General features: G+C 61.8%; 17 protein-coding genes. 13 read left to right on the forward strand and 4 right to left on the reverse strand.

Features of this window, described 5'->3' with window-relative positions:
• Nucleotides 1-632 (reverse strand): aldehyde dehydrogenase family protein (locus AC5Y7V_RS30695; RefSeq protein ID WP_499883737.1); only part of this gene is annotated, 632 nt, incomplete at its 3' end.
• 2 nt (nt 633-634) lie between these two features.
• The gene (locus tag AC5Y7V_RS30700; RefSeq protein WP_225330141.1) at nt 635-2,233 is read right to left on the reverse strand and encodes a flavin-containing monooxygenase; all 1,599 of its coding nucleotides are present in this window, start codon (nt 2,231-2,233) and stop codon (nt 635-637) included.
• Between the two features lie 175 nt (nt 2,234-2,408).
• On the opposite strand from AC5Y7V_RS30700, the gene AC5Y7V_RS30705 reads away from it, so the two are divergent.
• Nucleotides 2,409-2,804: a Rieske 2Fe-2S domain-containing protein gene (locus tag AC5Y7V_RS30705; RefSeq protein ID WP_225330142.1), complete on the forward strand. Its 396-nt coding sequence runs from the start codon at nt 2,409-2,411 to the stop codon at nt 2,802-2,804.
• Nucleotides 2,805-3,007: 203 nt separating this feature from the next.
• Nucleotides 3,008-3,844 carry an SDR family NAD(P)-dependent oxidoreductase gene (locus tag AC5Y7V_RS30710; RefSeq protein ID WP_071288174.1) on the forward strand — a complete coding sequence of 279 codons (837 nt, stop codon included), beginning with the start codon at nt 3,008-3,010 and terminating at the stop codon, nt 3,842-3,844.
• Between the two features lie 467 nt (nt 3,845-4,311).
• On the opposite strand, the gene AC5Y7V_RS30715 is transcribed toward AC5Y7V_RS30710, so the two are convergent.
• Both AC5Y7V_RS30715 and AC5Y7V_RS30720 read right to left on the reverse strand, forming a co-directional pair.
• Nucleotides 4,312-5,043 carry a TetR/AcrR family transcriptional regulator gene (locus AC5Y7V_RS30715; protein ID WP_071288175.1) on the reverse strand — a complete coding sequence of 244 codons (732 nt, stop codon included), beginning with the start codon at nt 5,041-5,043 and terminating at the stop codon, nt 4,312-4,314.
• A gap of 91 nt (nt 5,044-5,134) precedes the next feature.
• Nucleotides 5,135-6,064 carry an oxygenase MpaB family protein gene (locus AC5Y7V_RS30720; RefSeq protein WP_071288176.1) on the reverse strand — a complete coding sequence of 310 codons (930 nt, stop codon included), beginning with the start codon at nt 6,062-6,064 and terminating at the stop codon, nt 5,135-5,137.
• 365 nt (nt 6,065-6,429) lie between these two features.
• Between AC5Y7V_RS30720 and AC5Y7V_RS30725 the strand changes: the two genes are divergently transcribed.
• The 11 genes from AC5Y7V_RS30725 (at nt 6,430) to AC5Y7V_RS30775 (ending at nt 17,478) form a co-directional block, all read left to right on the forward strand.
• Nucleotides 6,430-6,963, forward strand: coding sequence for an SRPBCC family protein (locus AC5Y7V_RS30725; protein WP_100225986.1), 534 nt, complete (start codon nt 6,430-6,432; stop codon nt 6,961-6,963).
• Between the two features lie 184 nt (nt 6,964-7,147).
• The gene (locus tag AC5Y7V_RS30730; RefSeq protein ID WP_050545737.1) at nt 7,148-7,933 is read left to right on the forward strand and encodes an MlaE family ABC transporter permease; all 786 of its coding nucleotides are present in this window, start codon (nt 7,148-7,150) and stop codon (nt 7,931-7,933) included.
• Between the two features lie 2 nt (nt 7,934-7,935).
• Complete coding sequence (locus AC5Y7V_RS30735; protein WP_016895472.1) at nt 7,936-8,793, forward strand: MlaE family ABC transporter permease; 858 nt, start codon at nt 7,936-7,938, stop codon at nt 8,791-8,793.
• Between the two features lie 2 nt (nt 8,794-8,795).
• Nucleotides 8,796-10,292 carry an MlaD family protein gene (locus AC5Y7V_RS30740; protein ID WP_016895471.1) on the forward strand — a complete coding sequence of 499 codons (1,497 nt, stop codon included), beginning with the start codon at nt 8,796-8,798 and terminating at the stop codon, nt 10,290-10,292.
• A complete protein-coding gene (locus AC5Y7V_RS30745) occupies nt 10,289-11,329 on the forward strand; it encodes an MlaD family protein (RefSeq protein ID WP_101930912.1) in 1,041 nt (346 codons plus the stop codon). The genes AC5Y7V_RS30740 and AC5Y7V_RS30745 overlap by 4 nt, the downstream gene beginning before the upstream one ends.
• 4 nt (nt 11,330-11,333) lie before the next feature.
• The gene (locus tag AC5Y7V_RS30750) at nt 11,334-12,431 is read left to right on the forward strand and encodes an MCE family protein (RefSeq protein ID WP_101930911.1); all 1,098 of its coding nucleotides are present in this window, start codon (nt 11,334-11,336) and stop codon (nt 12,429-12,431) included.
• A complete protein-coding gene (locus AC5Y7V_RS30755) occupies nt 12,428-13,534 on the forward strand; it encodes an MCE family protein (protein WP_016895468.1) in 1,107 nt (368 codons plus the stop codon). The genes AC5Y7V_RS30750 and AC5Y7V_RS30755 overlap by 4 nt, the downstream gene beginning before the upstream one ends.
• Nucleotides 13,531-14,673 (forward strand): MlaD family protein, encoded by a 1,143-nt coding sequence (locus tag AC5Y7V_RS30760; protein WP_016895467.1) that lies wholly within the window; start codon nt 13,531-13,533, stop codon nt 14,671-14,673. The genes AC5Y7V_RS30755 and AC5Y7V_RS30760 overlap by 4 nt, the downstream gene beginning before the upstream one ends.
• Nucleotides 14,670-15,938 carry an MlaD family protein gene (locus AC5Y7V_RS30765; RefSeq protein ID WP_101930910.1) on the forward strand — a complete coding sequence of 423 codons (1,269 nt, stop codon included), beginning with the start codon at nt 14,670-14,672 and terminating at the stop codon, nt 15,936-15,938. The genes AC5Y7V_RS30760 and AC5Y7V_RS30765 overlap by 4 nt, the downstream gene beginning before the upstream one ends.
• 9 nt (nt 15,939-15,947) lie before the next feature.
• Complete coding sequence (locus AC5Y7V_RS30770; RefSeq protein ID WP_016895465.1) at nt 15,948-16,682, forward strand: Rv1363c family protein; 735 nt, start codon at nt 15,948-15,950, stop codon at nt 16,680-16,682.
• A gap of 4 nt (nt 16,683-16,686) precedes the next feature.
• Nucleotides 16,687-17,478, forward strand: a complete 792-nt coding sequence (locus tag AC5Y7V_RS30775; RefSeq protein ID WP_016895464.1) for a DUF3298 domain-containing protein — start codon at nt 16,687-16,689, stop codon at nt 17,476-17,478.
• Nucleotides 17,479-17,529 lie beyond the last annotated feature (51 nt).

Here is a 17,529-nt window from a genome sequence, read left to right on the forward strand (position 1 = left end):
AAGGCCTTCCCAGCCTCGCCATCGCCGGTCGCAAGGAGCAAGACGTCCTCGGGGAAACCGACGTGCTGTGCACCGCGGATTACGTACTCCACGGCCAGGGGCGCGTACTCGCTGGGCTTGATCACCACGGTGTTGCCGGCCATCAGGGCTGGTAGTGCGTCACCGATGCTGAGCGTCAACGGATAATTCCACGGGGCTATGACGCCCACGACACCTACCGGCCGGTGCCGCACCACGATTTTCTTACCGAGTACGAAAGGGGAATGGGTCCAGGGCATTTCGTCGGCGAGGTATTTTTCAGCCCGCTTGGCCCAGAACCCCATCGAATCGGCGAGATAGAACAGTTCGGCCAGCAGGGCGTCTTCTCGTGTCTTTCCGTTCTCGGCAACCACAATGTCGACGATCGCCTCGCGCTCAGCGACAAACCACTCCTGTAACGCCCGCACGTGCTTCGCCCGTTGTGCGAATCCGAGCGCTTCCCACGCGGGTTGGGCCGCCCGCGCCCGCTCGGTCAGCGCCGCGACCTGGCTTGGTCTCATGTTCTCAATCGCACCGATGACCTCCCCAGTTGCGGGGTTATCAACGTCTATGCGGTGCCCGTATGAGGAGGTGCTGCGGGTTGTCCTGCTCATCATCACCGCGGAGCCATTTCCGTCACGGTTTCCCTGCGCGTGCGGGTTCTCGATGGGAGCTTTTCGTGCACGTCGTCGGCGTCAGGCACACGAAACTCGTAGTCATCGAAAGAAAATGTGCGCGAAGCGTGCCATGCCTCCCGCGCGGACGTGGGGCGCAGGTACGTCGTATCGCCATGCTGATCGTAGTAATAGCTGTTGGCGCTAGTGCACTCGCCGAGCGTCCATACCGAGTGGGACATGCGGTCCAATGCATACGCCGTCCATCGGTCGGCAGCCTCTTCGCGCACCTCGACGACCGTCGCGCCGCGACGACGCGCCTCGGAAATAACCCGTGTGATGTGGTTCGAGGCGGTCTCCACCAGATCGTGCCACGTGCCGCCTACCCAACCGTACGGGCCAAAAATGATGAAGTGGTTAGGAAGCCCGGGCATCGACACGCTCTCATAGGAGCGCGCGTGGTTCTCGGTGTAGAAGGTCGCCAGATCGAACCCGTCGCGTCCACGGACTGGTGTGCGTCGGTAATTCTCGGGGTCGGTAGCGGTTCTGAAGCCGGTGGCCAGAACGAGAACATCGATATCGCGTTCGGCGCCCGAGGCCGTCTGGATGCCGCGCGCAGTGACCCGCTTAATGGGGTCGGTGATCAGTTCGACGTTGGGCCGATTAAAAGTTCGTAGATAGCTGTTCGAGGTCGCTGGCCGCTTACAGCCGAAATCGTAGTCCGGGGTCAGCAGCTGGCGCGTGTGCGGATCGCGCACCTGCAGGCGGTACCAGACGTCGCGGAGCAGGCCAGTAGCGGATCGATTTACCAACTTGAGACGATCATGGTTCAACGCGAGACCAATCAGGAATATCTCCATCGCGCGAGCTGCCCCGTCTCGTACTCGCCGCTGTACAGGCGGGGCCGCGCCGAAGAGCCAGGACACCACGGTCGGTGTGACCAGATCGGGCTTGGGCGCCACCCAGATCGGTGTTCGTTGGTAGACGTCCAGGTGGGCCACCACGGGGGCGATCTCCGGGATGATCTGCACGGCGCTAGCACCGGTGCCGATGATCGCGACACGCTTGCCCGCCAATTCGACGTCGTGATCCCAGGACGTTGAATGCACCGTCGTACCGCCAAAGTCCTTGATTCCCTCAATGGCCGGCGGTTTAGGTTCGACAAACGGTCCGATCGCGCTGACGACATATCGGGCGGTGCGTTGCCGGCCGGCGACGGTCAACCGCCACAGATGGTGGTCCTCATCCCACTCCCTCGCTGTGACTTCGCTGTTCAGCTGAACCAACGGACGGATGTCATAGCGATCAGCGCAATGATCCACATAGGACTTCACCTCCGCGCCTTTGGCGAAAACGCGTGACCAGTCCGGCTTCAACTCGAACGAGAACTGGTAGCCCTGCGCGGGGACGTCGACCCCGACACCCGGGTAGGTGTTGTCACGCCACGTCCCGCCGATGTCGTCGGCCCGCTCGAAAATCACCACATCGTCAATGCCCGCACGCCGCAGCGCAATAGCGGCTCCGATGCCGCTTATCCCGGCGCCGATGATCACGACCTCATGTTCGGGCTTCTCACGTTGAGTGTGTGCCTTTGCTGCCATCACGCGTCCGCTCCATCCCAATGCATCGGTTGCATGGACCGACCCTAGAACGAAATCCGCCCCATGTCGAGACGGATCGACAAAATCGTCTCGTTGACACACACGGTGGGCTTCTCTAGGTTGTAGACGTGCAACTTCCCGCCCCCCTGCCTCGAGTGTCCGCGTCATGACGCTCATGCCACTGGTGAACTTTGCGGCGCGGGCGGCCGTCGGCGCGGTACGATTCGCGCGAAATCGCCTGTCTAGCAATGTTCCACAGCCGCATGATTCGACGCTGCTGCCAGGTCAGGCAACTATCGTCGACGCCGACGGCGACCGGGTAGGCATTTACCGGGACTCAGCGGGTGAGCTGCGGGCAGTTCGTGCCCGGTGCACGCATCGGGACTGGGAGCTCGAGTTCAACGCAGGATCCCGAACATGGAACTGCCCGCTGCATGGGGCGCGGTTCGCGATCGACGGCACGGTGATCCGCGGCCCGGCCACTACTGCACTGGAAGCTGTTTGTCTTCCCCGGGAGATCCGCTCGGGAGGTCCTCCGGCGACACACCAAACGAGGGTCGACACTCAATAGTGTTCGAGCAGTCGGTCCAGTACAGCGCACCGCCCACCGATCGCGCGGATTTGCACCGCGCACGCAACGGCGCGCCGGTTCGCTAGGCCCAGGCCGTTCAGCGAATTCGACTGTACTGCCATCGGATTCGCGTTTGCGCCAGAGGCAAGCCGTTCTTGCCCCCCGGCGAGCATCTCATCTGTCCACAACAAGCAGGAGAGCATATGCACACTCGACCCTTCAGCCGCCCGGACCGCAGGACCGACTTCGCCGACGCCGTCGTCACCGGCGCCGGCTCGGGTATTGGCCGTGCGTTCGCGTTGGAACTCGCCCGCCGGGGTGGCCGAGTGGTATGCGCCGATATCGACGCACATGGCGCGAACGCAACAGTCGAGGAGATCACCCAGTTTGGTGGAAAGGCCCTCGCTGCACAGTGCGATGTCACCAACGTTGAGCAGGTCGTGGACCTCGCCGACGCCGCTGAAGAATGGTTCGGTAGTCCGACAAGCCTTGTCGTCAACAACGCCGGCATCGGCACCGGCGGCGACGTGATTGGCCAAACTCCATTGGCCGACTGGCATCGCACCCTTGAGGTCAACCTGTGGGGTGTCATCCACGGCTGCCACGTGTTCGTGCCGCGGTTGCGCGCTGCGGGTCGAGGCGGGGTCATCAACGTCGCGTCGGCCGCCAGCTTCGCCGCAGCCCCGCGTATGGGCGCCTATAGCGCCAGTAAGGCAGGGGTTCTCGCGCTTTCTGAAACCTTGTCGGCGGAACTGAGCGGAACGGGGATCACCGTCACCGCACTGTGCCCGACACTGGTCAAGACCAAGATCGTGGACAACGACGCCATCTCACACTCCGCCGCCGACCTCGCAACAACACTCATGAGATGGATCGGGACCCCGCCGCACGCCATCGCACGCACGACGCTTCACGCCCACGATCGTGGCCAGCTCTACGTTCTGCCGCAGCTGGACGCAAAGATCGCCTGGGCGATCAAGCGGGCCACTCCACGAACGTATACGCGCGCACTTGGGTTGATCGAGCGATTCATCCGCTAACATCGTCAGCGCTCTTAACCCTGCCAACGCTCAGCAGCCGATAGTAGACGGACCGTGTCAGGCGTATACGCAGGCCACTCCAGCCCCTTCGCCCTGCCCTCATGAGACGCACCCCAATATGCGCAATTGTGGCCGCGGACTGGGCGCATCGACACTCGTTATCTCGGAGCAAGACCGTCCCGCGTGGCAGATATGCCGGCCAGGCTCGCCGCCCCAAGACGATGTTGGCAGCGCGTAAAACCGCTGCGATGCCACGGCTGTTGCGCTACGGCTCGCCGATCTCGACGCGGCGGCCAAAGGGGACGCGGTGCCCGCCGCCGAACTTCCGGCACGATGTGACTTTCGGCCGACTCGTATCGATCGCGCCAGTTTTGCTGCAAAGTACGCGTTGTACGTGGGTGATGTGCGGCCAGGGGCATATCGCTGTGACCAGCTCTCCATTGTCGGTGCCGTTGGCGGTACAGCGACTACATCGAATCGTGGACGGTACCCGTCGCTAGCGGCACAAGATATCGCTGCGCGAATGCCGCGACTTTGACGTCATCATAAAACGGGATCAAGCCGTCGGGTATCAACAGTTGGGTCATCGCCAACCGAATCATGATTTCGGCCGCGACCGCCGGCTCACTCCCATGGGCCAGACCATGGCGGGGCAGTGACTCCAAGTATCCTGCGACGAACGTGCGCGCGGCCGCCAGCGCCGTTCCGCCACTTTTCGCCGCGTACCCATAGAGCTCTTCGGGCTCGGTCGTGAGCAATCGGTTTAACAGCGGGTTTGTTCGGAGCTCGCGTGCGCTTGCCACCGTGAGCTGAACGATGGCATCGGCGGCATTGTCGGTGTTGGCGAGATTAGATGCCACTCGCGCCAGTACCGCGATCAGCTCACGTCCCGCGACGGCCTCGACGAGACTGTCCCGGCCAGGGAATCGTCGGTAGACGGTGGCCCGCCCCATCCCGGCGCGACGCGCGATGTCACTGACGCTGCTGCGCCGGATGCCGACCATCTCGAATTCCTGTTGCGCGGCAGCAAGAATGCGGGCCGTCACCTCTTCGGAATTGTCGGCGGCCGATTTCCCCCTAGGCAGGGTGGTCTTGTCCCCGCCGGACACTGCGCCCACCGCCTGACCCACCTTGTCCTCGACACCCCGAAGGCTCGCGTGCTTGCCGCGCGCCGACACTGACAGTTCAGCGCATGCCATAGATTACTGCACCGACAATCGGCGCACCGGTAGGCGGCCGACGACCGTGCACAGTTCCCGATATCGCGTTATGCACCGTCAAACCGTTGCCTCAAATGACAGTCCGCAGTCGTTGAGCCGGACCGTCGCCCGCCGCCGGCCTGTCGTAATTTCCGGTACGAGCAGCTTCACGGGCCCGGCTCACCAGTTTGCGCACCGGAGCGCTCACGGCCATCGGAATGATGTCCTGAACGACGGGCGTTGCGGACAGCGCCGAGAACAGAGGGCGATGAGTAACTTTGACCGCCGCCTTCATCAGCTCTGGATAGGGCTCCTTACCGTAGAGCCGCATGAGGTAGTCGGGGGCCAAAGCGACACCGGTGGACAAGGCTGCCCGCACCGGCAGCGCCAACAACGCCTGCTTCAGTCCGGCCCTGGGCCGCGGGAAGAAGGTGTCACTGACGAACAGAGCTGACTCGGTGAGAGCGAGATTGGCACGTTCGGCCGCCAGATACGTGTCGACCTCAGCTTGACTCTTCGGCATCAACTCGTCCGGAATGCGATTGAGTCTGCCGACAATCGTACTTTCCTCACGCCAGTAACGATTTCGTTCTTCAAGGGTTAGTTTCCTCGGCCCGTACGCGTCATACGCGTCGAGCGCCCCCTGTCCGTACGGAATCAGCAACCACAGCAAATTGCGCGGTTCCGACGCGCAGTGTTCACGATCGCCCGTCGGGCCCCAGGTGCCAACGACGTGATCGTGCATCGCGTTGACCACATCCGCGGCGTGTTGGGCGGTCGCCCGGTCACCGAAGTAGATCGCAAACATGTACTCGGTGGTCAGGACAATGCGCTTCCACGGATCGGTGGCACCCGTGGAATTCGAGACGCCAATGTTCGCGAGCCAAGGATTGAGGAAGAAGTACGCGCCCGTGGCCACAACGCCGGGAAAGATCGTCGGGCCGCTGATGCGCCAGGAGATCGAGTCCGGGCCGAAGAAACCTGCGTCCTCGCACCGGAACGGTTCTTTGATCATTGCCATGACCCAACATTGGCGCATGCCCGACCGAAAGTCAATGAGACGAATTAATCGCATCGTCTCGGCGATGACTAGCCGCTGGAGCGCCTTTCAACTACTTTCGCCGTCGACCTTGCAGAACAGAGCCACCCCAGCCCGACGTGCACAACAGAGACGAATAGATGCATTCGTGTCTCATTGACATCGAGGGTGGTGTGTGCCACATTTACCGAAGCGCCGGGCCCTGGCAAACACCGGTGAGGACGCGTCTTCGGGACGCACGATGACGGAGGAACCCGCGGCGCGGCCCAGGTCGCCGTCGCCCCCGCTCAGCGTCGACTCAGATGCAGCACAAATAGGAACCCAGACTCATGGGACGGGAGTATCGAATGGTCGAGATACACACGACGGGCGTCATCGAGCGATCCGCAGCAGACGTGTTCGCCTACGTGGCCGACTACCGGCGCATGAACGAATGGGTGTTCGGCATCACCAGCGTACGACCCGTTGGCGATGCCGATTACGGCCCGGGAGCGGTATTCGAAGGCGGCGTCGACCTGGGACCGAAGACGCTCAGTTCGACCGCAGAAATCCAAGGATGGCAACAAGACCACCTGATTGCTCTGCGGTCCTTGGCTGGCTTCGATTTCACAGCGACTCTGCGCCTTCAACCCGAAGCTCACGATCGAACCGTCCTGGATTTCGAGTTGAGCTACGGAAACTCCGGCGGCGTTGCAGCGCGGGCATTCAGCAAAACCATCGAACCGCTCCTGGCCCTCGCGGCACGACTCACCACAGACAAACTGTGCGAGACATGCACCAGAGCAACACAACCACCTCTCCAATGCCGCCCCACAGCAAGTACGACCGAAACGCGGCCGGCCGACGCGACGCGGGGGCCTGGATCGGAGACGAGCAACTGATGGATGGGCTATTTATGCGGTCCAACAGCTTTCACCAATCACGAGGGGCCGCCGACGTGACTCTCGGTGAACCCCACCAGCCTGCACTCGCGCGGGAGATCTGTTGACAGCCAATCACGCACGATCGCGACCGCCCGAAACCCGTTCGGCTGTAAGGGAAATTGGGGATTGGGGCCGCCGGTACATGCGGTCTCATCCGCTGCAGTCGCTGCACACGGTCGGCGGCCAAGTGGTGCTAGGCGTCCGTACCGTCCAGTACTTCGCCGTCGAGATCGTCACCCGGCGATTCATCGTGGGAGAATTCATCAAGCAGGCAGCGTTCATGGCTGGGACCGCCTTTACCCCAACACTTTTAATGACCATTCCCATTGGTGTCACGCTATCCATTCAGTTCAGCCTGCTTGCCGGCCAGATCGGGGCGACCTCGCTGTCTGGAGCAGCGACCGGGCTCGCGGTGATCCGTCAGGGCGCTCCACTCGTGGCCGCGATCCTGCTCGCAGCAGCGGTCGGCTCCGCCGTCAGCGCGGACCTCGGCTCCCGCACGATGCGCGAAGAGATCGAAGCCATGGAGGTCATGGGCGTATCCGTGATCCGCCGCCTCGTCGTCCCCCGCTTCGCCGCCGTCATCGTCGTCGGCGTTGCGTTGACCGGCCTAACCTGTTTCGTCGGGTTCATCGCGGGCTACCTGTTCAACGTTTACTTGCAGAACGGAACGCCCGGATCATTCGTCACAACCTTCGCCTCTTTCGCCACCGTCGGCGATCTGACACTGGCACTGGTCAAGGCGGTCGTCTTCGCCGCGATTGTCGCAATTGTTAGCTGCCACAAAGGATTAGACACCCATGGTGGTCCAGCTGGTGTCGCGAACTCGGTAAACGCGGCCGTCGTCGAATCAACCCTGCTGCTCATGCTCGTCAACGTTGCCATCACCCAGCTGTACGTCCTGATCTTCCCGAGAGTGACCCTGTAGCCGTGGCAGTCGTCACCCATCGTCCCCCAGGCGTACGCCTCGCGCTGGATACAACTGTCGCCGCCAGCCGAGCAGTGGCCAAAACCGGTCACATGATGTATCTGTTCGGCCGAATCCTGACGTCGATTCCCATTACGCTGCGCCACTATCCGCGCGAATTTCTGCGCATCCTGTCAGATATCGCCTGGGGTAACGGCTCGATCGTAGTGGGAGGCGGCACCGTCGGTGTCGCGCTGGTTTTGGGCTTTACCGCCGGGGCAATGATCGGCGTCGAAGGCTATAACGCCTTGAACCTTCTGGGTCTCGGTCCCGCCACAGGCCTCTTATCGTCTTTCGGCTCCACGCGCGAATTTGCGCCGGTCATGATAGGCCTCGCATTCATTACCCAAGCCGGCTGCCGATTCACCGCACAATTGGGCGCGATGCGCATCGCAGAAGAGATCGACGCCATGGAAGCGATGGCGATCCGGCCGATCCCCTATCTGGTTACCACACGTGTCGTGGCATCAGTGGTCGCCGCCATTCCTCTCTTTCTGGTCTGTCTAGGCGTCGCATTCCTGTCGTGCCAGCTGGTGGTCAGCATTTCCTCGGGCCAGTCCTTCGGTACCTACCTGCACTATTTTTCCTTGTTCATCAGTGGCCGAGATGTCATGTACGCCACCGTCAAAGCTGTCATCTTCGTCTTCGTCTCGTCGACCATCCAATGCTATTACGGATACTTCGCTTCCGGCGGTCCTGAAGGCGTCGGGATAGCCGCCGGCAGGGCGATGCGCGCGAGTATCACGGCGACCATCATCTTGAACATGCTGCTGACCATGGCATTGTGGGGAGTCGACACCGGCGCAAGGTTCGGTGGATAGCGTTGCCGAACTCATTCGACTACGAGGCCGGCAGTCCATCGAATCGCCGGCTTTTCGCGTTGGGCGTGTGCTTCTTGGTGCTCGCGGCCTCGTGCGTCACACTGATGATCGCGAAATCCAAAGGCACACTTGACCAGATCGTCAAAGTCAACGCCGAGTTGCTCAACGTCGGTGACGGTCTGCCAGCCAAATCTGACGTCAAGTTCCGCGGCGTCCTCGTAGGGTCGGTGGCTGACGTCGAACCGGCACGTGCCGGACAACTCAACATCGTCCATATCGATCTCAAACCGGAATACGTCAGCGGCATCCCGGACACCGTGACCGCGCGGGTTGTGCCCTCCAACGTTTTCGCCGTCTCATCGATACAGCTGGTCGACAACGGAAAGGGCGCTACACCATTGCGCGCCAACACAATCATCCGCGAAGACCAAAGCCTGCCGACCGTCCTGTTCCAGTCGACACTCAGCAAATTCCGTGAGGTCTTCACGGCCATCGGCCGCGAACCCAACGCTGACCGCATCGGCGTACTGGCCGCCGTAGGCGAGGCCACGCAGGGAAGGGGAGAAAAACTCCGTGACGCAGGACACGACCTCAATGAGATTGTCTCCCAACTGAACACCGTTGTGGCCGGAGACACCGGGCCATCCACGATTGCTGCACTCACCGACGCCGCTGACAAACTGCGCTCGGTCTCGCCTGAGCTTTTCGACGCCCTCGGCAGCGCAGTCAAACCGATGCAGACCGTCGCCGCGAAACGCTCGGCATTGAGCGATTTCTTGTCCGCCGGACTGGGCACCGTCGGAAAACTCGGCGACGCTTTCGACCACCAGACCGACAGGCTACTCAACATCACCATCCAGCTCACACCGGTGATAGGCGTGCTCGCCGATAACGGCGGCCAGTTCCATGGAATCTCCACTCGACTGCAACGGCTCAGCAATCAGTTCTATGACGAAGCGTGGAATCCCGAGACAAAACTGGTCACCATCAAAGCCGCCGTGTCCTTTACCCCGAGCCGGACATATGTACGCGCCGACTGCCCCCGCTACGGCGACCTGGCCGGCCCAAGCTGCCAGACGGCCCCAGAAATTCCCGTGGCGCCCTCGTTGATGCCAGCGCTGGGGTCGATGGGCTTCCCGCCCCCACCGGGTGTCTCCGAGAACCGGCCCAATCTCGCACCACCTCGCAACTCCGTGGTGGCCCCTGATCCCGCCCGAAGCCCACCACTGCCAACGGATACCGCCCCGGCACCGTCAACTGATCGGATGCCTGCACTGCCCGCCGAGGCGCCGCCGCCACAAGCCGGTCAGCCACCCAGTGAGTATCCACAGTCGGCGACCATCGGCGGCAACGTGGGACCGGTGGGCAGTGCACAGGAACGAGACCAACTGAGCCGGATCGTAGGCGGCCACGCCACGGCGGCGACGCAGCTGCTGCTCGGACCCGTTGCGCGCGGATCGACGGTCCACATCACGCCAGATACAGGGAGTGACCAATGAGTTACCGCAAGCCACTCATCGGCCTGACCCTCTTCCTGGTCCTGGCCATCGTCGCGACATGGTTGGTGTTCGTGACGCTGCGCCGCGATATCGCCGGCCCAACGAATACGTATTCGGCGCTGTTCACCGATGTTTCGGGGCTGCATCCTGGCGACGACGTTCGCGTTGCCGGGGTTCGCGTCGGCCGTGTGGACAGCGTCGACCTACAGGGCACCCTAGCCAAGGTCACCTTCCGGGTGCAGCAGACCCAGACCCTCTATCACAACACGGTCGCCTCGGTGACTTACCAAAACATCATCGGGCAGCGATATCTGGGGCTGGCCGAAGGGACAGCGGGCGAACCGACCGTGCTCAACAACCGCGGTCAAATACCCGTCGAACACACCGTGCCGTCATTTGACATCGCGTACCTCCTCAACGGATTTGAGCCGCTGTTCACGCTCCTGGACCCGCAACAAGTGGACAACCTGACCGAAGGCGTCGTCCAGGCTCTTCAAGGGAATTCGGGTTCGGTCCTAGCACTGATCACCCAAACCTCGGCGTTGGCACAATCGCTCGCCGGACCCGATCAAGTCCTGGGCGACGTGATCACCGCCTTCAACGCCGTGATGACCAATCTAGCGGCGCAGAACGCGAACCTACAGCGCGTCATCAGGCAAACCCGAGACGTGATGGTCACCCTCGGGAACCGACGGGAGAAATTGGTGGAGTCCGCCGGTTCCATCGCCGCCGCGGTGACACGACTCTCCGCGATCACCAACAACGTCAACCCCGACCTGCAACAACTCATCCATCGCGAGCCGGGATTCACCTCCTACATCACCGGGGACGGACGAGACCGCTTCGCCTATTTGGGGGCCAACCTGCCCTACATACTCAAAGGCGCCGCTCGAATCAGCCAAGAAGGAGCACACGCAAACATCTACTTCTGCGATGTGAACGTCACCATCTTCGCGTTCCTGGGCCGCCTGGTCCCCGGCATTGTCCGTCTGGCCTCACCAGGCAACGTCGTCCAACACTCTCCGATTTGCAGGTAGCACAATGTTCAGTCGCATTCGACGCCCCATCGAGGGCTACAACAAGATTTGGCTCGGGACGATCACGCTGGGCGTTGTCGCGATAATCGTCGCGACCAGCGTACTGATCGGCCATCTATCGCTCGGCCAGACACGGTATCGCGCCGAATTCGCCCAAGCCGCCCAGATTCGGCCAGGCGATCAAGTCACCGTCGCGGGCATTCAAGTTGGCACAGTCAAGGGACTCACACTCGCCGACGACCACGTGACGGTCGCATTCAATGTTCGCAACAACGTCCACCTAGGTAGCGGCACCCGTGCCGCGATCAAACTCACCACCATCCTCGGAAGCCGGTACATCGAATTGTCGCCGACAGAATCAGGCGACCTCGACCACCGAACCATCGGCTTGGCAAACACTTCTGTCCCCTACGACCTCCAAAAGACACTTGCCGACGCGACAACAACCTTCGAACAAGTCGATGCCGACCGCATTGCCGAATCGATGACCACGTTGTCCCAGAGCCTCAACGGGGTCCCCGACGCCCTCCCGCACGCGCTGGACAACCTACAGTCGCTATCCACGGTCATCTCCGGCCGGCGCGATCAAATCGGCTCCCTGCTGACCAGCGCTGACAGCGTCACCTCGATGATCCGCGATCAGAGAGCCAACCTCGGCTCCCTGGTCATCCAAGGCCGGAACCTGCTGGGCGACATCGTCTCCCGACGAGCCAAACTCGAGCAACTGTTCGCCAGCGCCACCGCGCTGGTCAACACCCTCAAATCAATACTCAACGACCAACCCGGCATCAACCAAATGCTGGCATCGATACGCGACTTCAGCCATATGATCGCCGAACACGACGCGCTCCTGCGAAACACATTGCAGGCCATGCCGATAGCCGTCCGCAACGTCGCCAACATCCTCGGCAGTGGAAATTCAGGCGACGCCGCGCTCCCCGCAGGCCTGTTCGTCGACTCCTGGATGTGCGCGCTCAGCGGCCGAGCCAAGCAGTTCAACCTGACCCAGTACTTCAAGGACTGTCAACCGACCCCGGACCCATTCCCCGGCTGGCCCCAACCAGATCCAGCCAGGGCCAACCCGGAAGGACCCGGACGATGAACCGCACGCTGGTCCGAGCAGCACTGCTCGCCCTGATCGTCGCCGCGATCGCCGTCGCCGTTGTCGCGCTGATTCCCCGTGCCAACGACAAATCACTCACGGTAACAGCCCAATTCGAGGACAGTGTCGGGCTCTACGTGGGAAATACAGTCTCCGTGCTGGGAATGCCGGTTGGCACAGTCACCAGCATCACGCCTAAAGACAGCTACGTCGACGTCGCCCTCGCGATAGACGAAGGAATCGATATTCCCTCCGATGTTCACGCGGTGACCGTATCGGCATCAATCCTGACCGATCGCCACATCGAGCTCACGCCCCCCTACCGCAACGGACCGAAGCTCAAGAGCGGCGACACCCTGAGCCTGCCCCGCACACGCACGCCAGTCGAGTTCGACCGCACGTTGGCCATGGTCGATAAGCTCTCGCACGCGATGAAGGGCGACGGCCATGGCCAGGGGCCGCTCGCGGACCTGATCGGAATCAGCTCCCAGGTCACTTCAGGCAACGGGTCCCACATCAAATCAGCCCTAGACCAACTGTCCCAGGCGCTGCGCCTGAGCGCCGACAACGGATCCCAGAGCAAAAAAGACATTCAGGCGATCGCGAACAACCTCGCAGAGCTGACCCAAGCCGCCGCAGGAAACGACGCCACCATCCGCGAATTCGGTTCCAACATAAGGCAACTCAGCGATATCCTGGCCGACGAAAACCTCGGCTCGGGCACTACCGGCGCCAAGATCAATCAGATACTGGAGCAAGCAGCCTCCCTGCTGGAGAACAACCGCGCCGCGTTGAAGGGCACTGTTGCCGATGCCCGCACCATCACCACCGCGCTCGTCGACTACCGGCGAGAATTGGCCGAATTCTTCGACGTAGCGCCGCTGGCAATCGACAACCTATACAACGCTATCGACGCCAACGCCGGCAGCTTTCGCGTGCACGGTTTGATCGATAAGACCCTCGCCGATGGTCAGATGGCAAAAGAGATGTGCAACCTCATCGGAGACAAGCAGTTGGGTTGCGCAACAGGCACCATTCAAGACTTCGGACCGGACTTCGGCCTGACCGGCATGCTCGAACTCATGGCGGGCGTGCGCCGATGACGCACCGTCGCGACGAAACCCGACGTCGATCTGTCGGCGTCCTAGCCGTCGGGCTGACCACCGCCCTCACCGGATGCGCATCCGGACTCGAGAGTGTGCCGCTACCGGCGCCCGGCGGCATCACCGACAGCTATTCACTGACCGCCGTATTCTCCAACGCACTCAATCTGCCAGCGAAAGCCAAAGTCAAACTGAACGGCGCAGACATCGGCGAGGTCGAATCGATCAATGCGCGCAACTTCACCGCCTACGTATCCATGCGAATCAAATCAGATGTTCAGCTGAGCGCCGACACCACCGCTGAACTTCGTTCAGCGACCCCCCTGGGCGACGTCTTTGTCGCGATGCGCCCAGACACCAACCACACAGCTGGCGCCCCACTGCTGCGCAACGGCGACACCATCGGGCTCAAATCCACCGCCGCCAGCGCCACCGTCGAAGAAGTGCTCAGCTCCGCGGCAATGATCGTCAACGGCGGGCCCATCCGCCACCTCACATCCATCCTCAACGGCGCAGGCTCAGCAATGGGCGGGCGCGGCACGAAAGTCGCCGAGCTGCTCCAGCAGTCCGATACGTTGATCTCTCGGCTCAACGCCCGATCCGAACAAATCAGAACAGCTCTGCAAGCCACATCCCAGCTCGCCACCACGCTGACCGACCGACAACACACCCTCAACGACGCCATCGCCGCCGCCGCACCAGCGACCGCCGTGATCGCCGACAACACCGCCCAGCTTGCCGACCTCGTAGACGGCCTCGCGCGGATCACCACCCAACTCTCGCGATTCCCATCCCTGCAGGGAACCGACACCCGCAGCTTGATCGCCGACCTCAACCATCTCTCAGCCGCCTTCAACGATGTCAGCACCGACCCCAACGTCTCACTGACCGCATTGAACCGGCTCCTGCCCATCGTCATGAAAATCTCGAACTCGACCTCGATGCACGGCGCCGGAGAAGCGGTAAAGCTCGCCCTCGGCTCCCTGCCCGACAAGAACTATCCCGGCGATCCGGGATTCCACGGACCCGACGGGACCGACTGGCATGCCATGATCGGCAGCCTTCGATATGAGTGGAACCTACTGTTAGGCAAAGCCTTCGGTCCACAAAGGGACAGCACTCCCGGAGAGCATCCATGATGGCAGCGCCAAGTCCGGTCGAATGGTCGGCCCGACTGATCGTTGACACTGTGCGCGCGGTGGCGCGCCACCGTATCGTCGTGTCGTGCGTCAGCCTGGCGCTGACATTGATTGTCGCACTTGGCTACATCCTGCTGGGCGGGTTGCATATCAACCCGGCGCGCTCCACGATCGCCATTCGAGTGCTCCTGCCCGAATCGGGCGGCCTGCTACCCAACCAAGATGTCACGCTACGCGGTACACCGATCGGTCGCGTCGCGTCCGTCACGTTCACCGACAAGGGTGTCGTCGCCGTGGCCTCCATCGACAGCGCGATACGAGTTCCCCGGAATAGCCTGGCACGCGTCTCGGCGCTGTCTCCCGCCGGCGAGCAATATCTCGATTTTCGCCCCGTGGACGGGCAAGGACCAGCCCTCACCAATGGCAGCACGGTTGCTGAAAGCCGCACCAGCATTCCCGTGTCCTTGGCGCGACTCCTGGGTGACTCCGACGGCGCGCTCGCCCAGATCGACCCCAAGAAGCTCGCCGCCATCACCGATGAACTTCGGGTCGGCCGCCAAGGGCCTCAGAAGTTGGCCACGCTGCTCGACGGTGGGTCGTTCCTCATCTCGACGCTGGATTCGGTACTTCCACAAACCGTCAGCGTGCTGAACAACAGCCGAATCACCTTGACCACGCTCGCTGACGTCAGCCCGGGCCTGCGCCACACTGCCGGCAACTTGCGGCAAGTCCTCGGCGGCGTGAATGCCATGGACGGCGGATTCCGGACCCTCCTCGATCGCGGACGCGCACCCATGACTGGCTTGGACAAGCTTATCGACGACAACTCCGACACCATGGTCCAACTGCTCGGCAATCTGACCACCATCGCACAGTTGTCCTACGTGCGAGTACCTGCCCTCAAAGCACTGTTCCCCACCACACGGGGATCAGTCATCGACTCACTGGGAACTGTTATCCGCGACGGAGGCGTATGGGCAATCGTCGACGCATACCCGCGCTACAGCTGCGACTACAAGCTTCCGCGGCGGCCAGCGTCACTGCCCGATTTCCCTGAGCCCTACCGCTACACGTACTGCACGAACCCTGACCCAGCCGTTCTGGTTCGTGGCGCCCGCAACGCGCCGCGTCCCCCCGGCGACGACACCGCGGACCCACCGCCCGGCTACGACCCATTGGCTCAAACCGACCCCACCCCAATCGGGCCCCATTCAATACCCGCACCGTTCGGCGGCCCGGCGCTGCCATCGACACCACCAAACTAGGAGCCTCACATGGAGATCAAACTGTTTGAAAAAGCGAATGGCATCGACGTCTTCGACAAGCTCGAACAGCAAGACAGCCACCCTGCTACCGCGACTGCAGACGCCGAGCCGGACACTTCCGAACCTGATCCGTCCGTGCCGACCGATCTCGACCCCGACAACGACAACGACAACGACAACGACAACGACAACGACAACGACAACGACAACGACGATATTGATGACGACGATGCCGATAAGGTCTCGGCACCCACGCCTCGTCGCCGACTGCTGCGTCGTGTGATCATCGTGGTTGCCGGTGTCACATTCGTGGCAGCGCTGGGGTTTTCGGGTTTTGTCGGCTGGCAGCTCAAACAACAGGACGACACCGCCGCCGCCGGCCGCGCAGCCCTGGCGGTCGCGCAAACCTACGCCGTCGCCCTGACCAGCGTTGATAACCGGAACATCGATCAGAACTTTGCCCAAGTGCTCAACGGGGCGACAGGTGAATTCAAAGACATGTACAGCCAGTCGGCCAGTCAGCTCAGACAAGTGTTGATCGACAACAAAGCAGTGAGCAAAGGCACCGTTGTCGACGCTTCCATCAAGTCTGCCAGCAAGACCGAGGTGGTAGTCCTGCTGTTCATCGACCAGTCAATCAGCAACATCGTCAATCCTCAGCCTCGAATCGACCGCAGCAGAGTGCGAATGACAATGAAACTGGTCGACAACCATTGGCTAGCAAGCAAAATCGACATCATCTAGCGCAATGCTTGCGACCATTCCATCGCGAGGTCTGAATCGGACCCGCATCTACCAATCGGACAATGCGATGAGTACGCGGACACTCGAAAGACTCGCGCTAGCCATCGCGAGTGCGGCAACCGTCCTATTAGCGGCCGCGAACCCCGCTTGGGCCAGCCCGAACCCCGACGACAACCCTTACACAGTCGTCCCCAACAACATTGCCGGCAGAAGCTGGAATGGACTGGGAGACTGGGAAGTTCGCTATCAACGCGTCGAAGGGGGCGACCCAGATGTGATCGCTGCCATCAACGATGGCATCGATGCGGCGGCAAGTGAGCACGAGAAATCGATCGAATGGCGACCGAGCACCACGCACCACTGGACATTCACCGCAACGGGCACGCTGTACATCCGCCCAAACACAGTATCTGAGCTATTTACCGGCGAATACAACACGGACCTACCAAACATGCCCTTCCACACCATCTCTAGCCGGGTGTATGACAGTCGAAACGGAACACCCATCACCTGGGATAACCTCTTCCAAGACAAGGGCGTCGGCCTGACTAGGCTGTCCGAACAGACGGCAGCCATTCTGCCGACGGCCTATCCGCCGCCCCAGCCAGACGCTTGGAAATCAGCCAGCGGCATGGCACCCGTCGCTGACAACTTCAAATACTGGATTCCAACCGACGCCGGTATTGAACTACATTTCCCCGACTACCAGTTCGGACGGGGATTGAAGGTCATTACCGTGCCGTGGGCCCGGGTGCACGACCTGATCGCGCCGCAGTTCTTCGCGATCGTCGCTTAGCGCGCAGTATCTAGCCTCAGGCGCTGCTCACAGCGACACGCCAAGGGGTAG

The organism is Mycobacterium sp. NGS34, assembly GCF_059812845.1.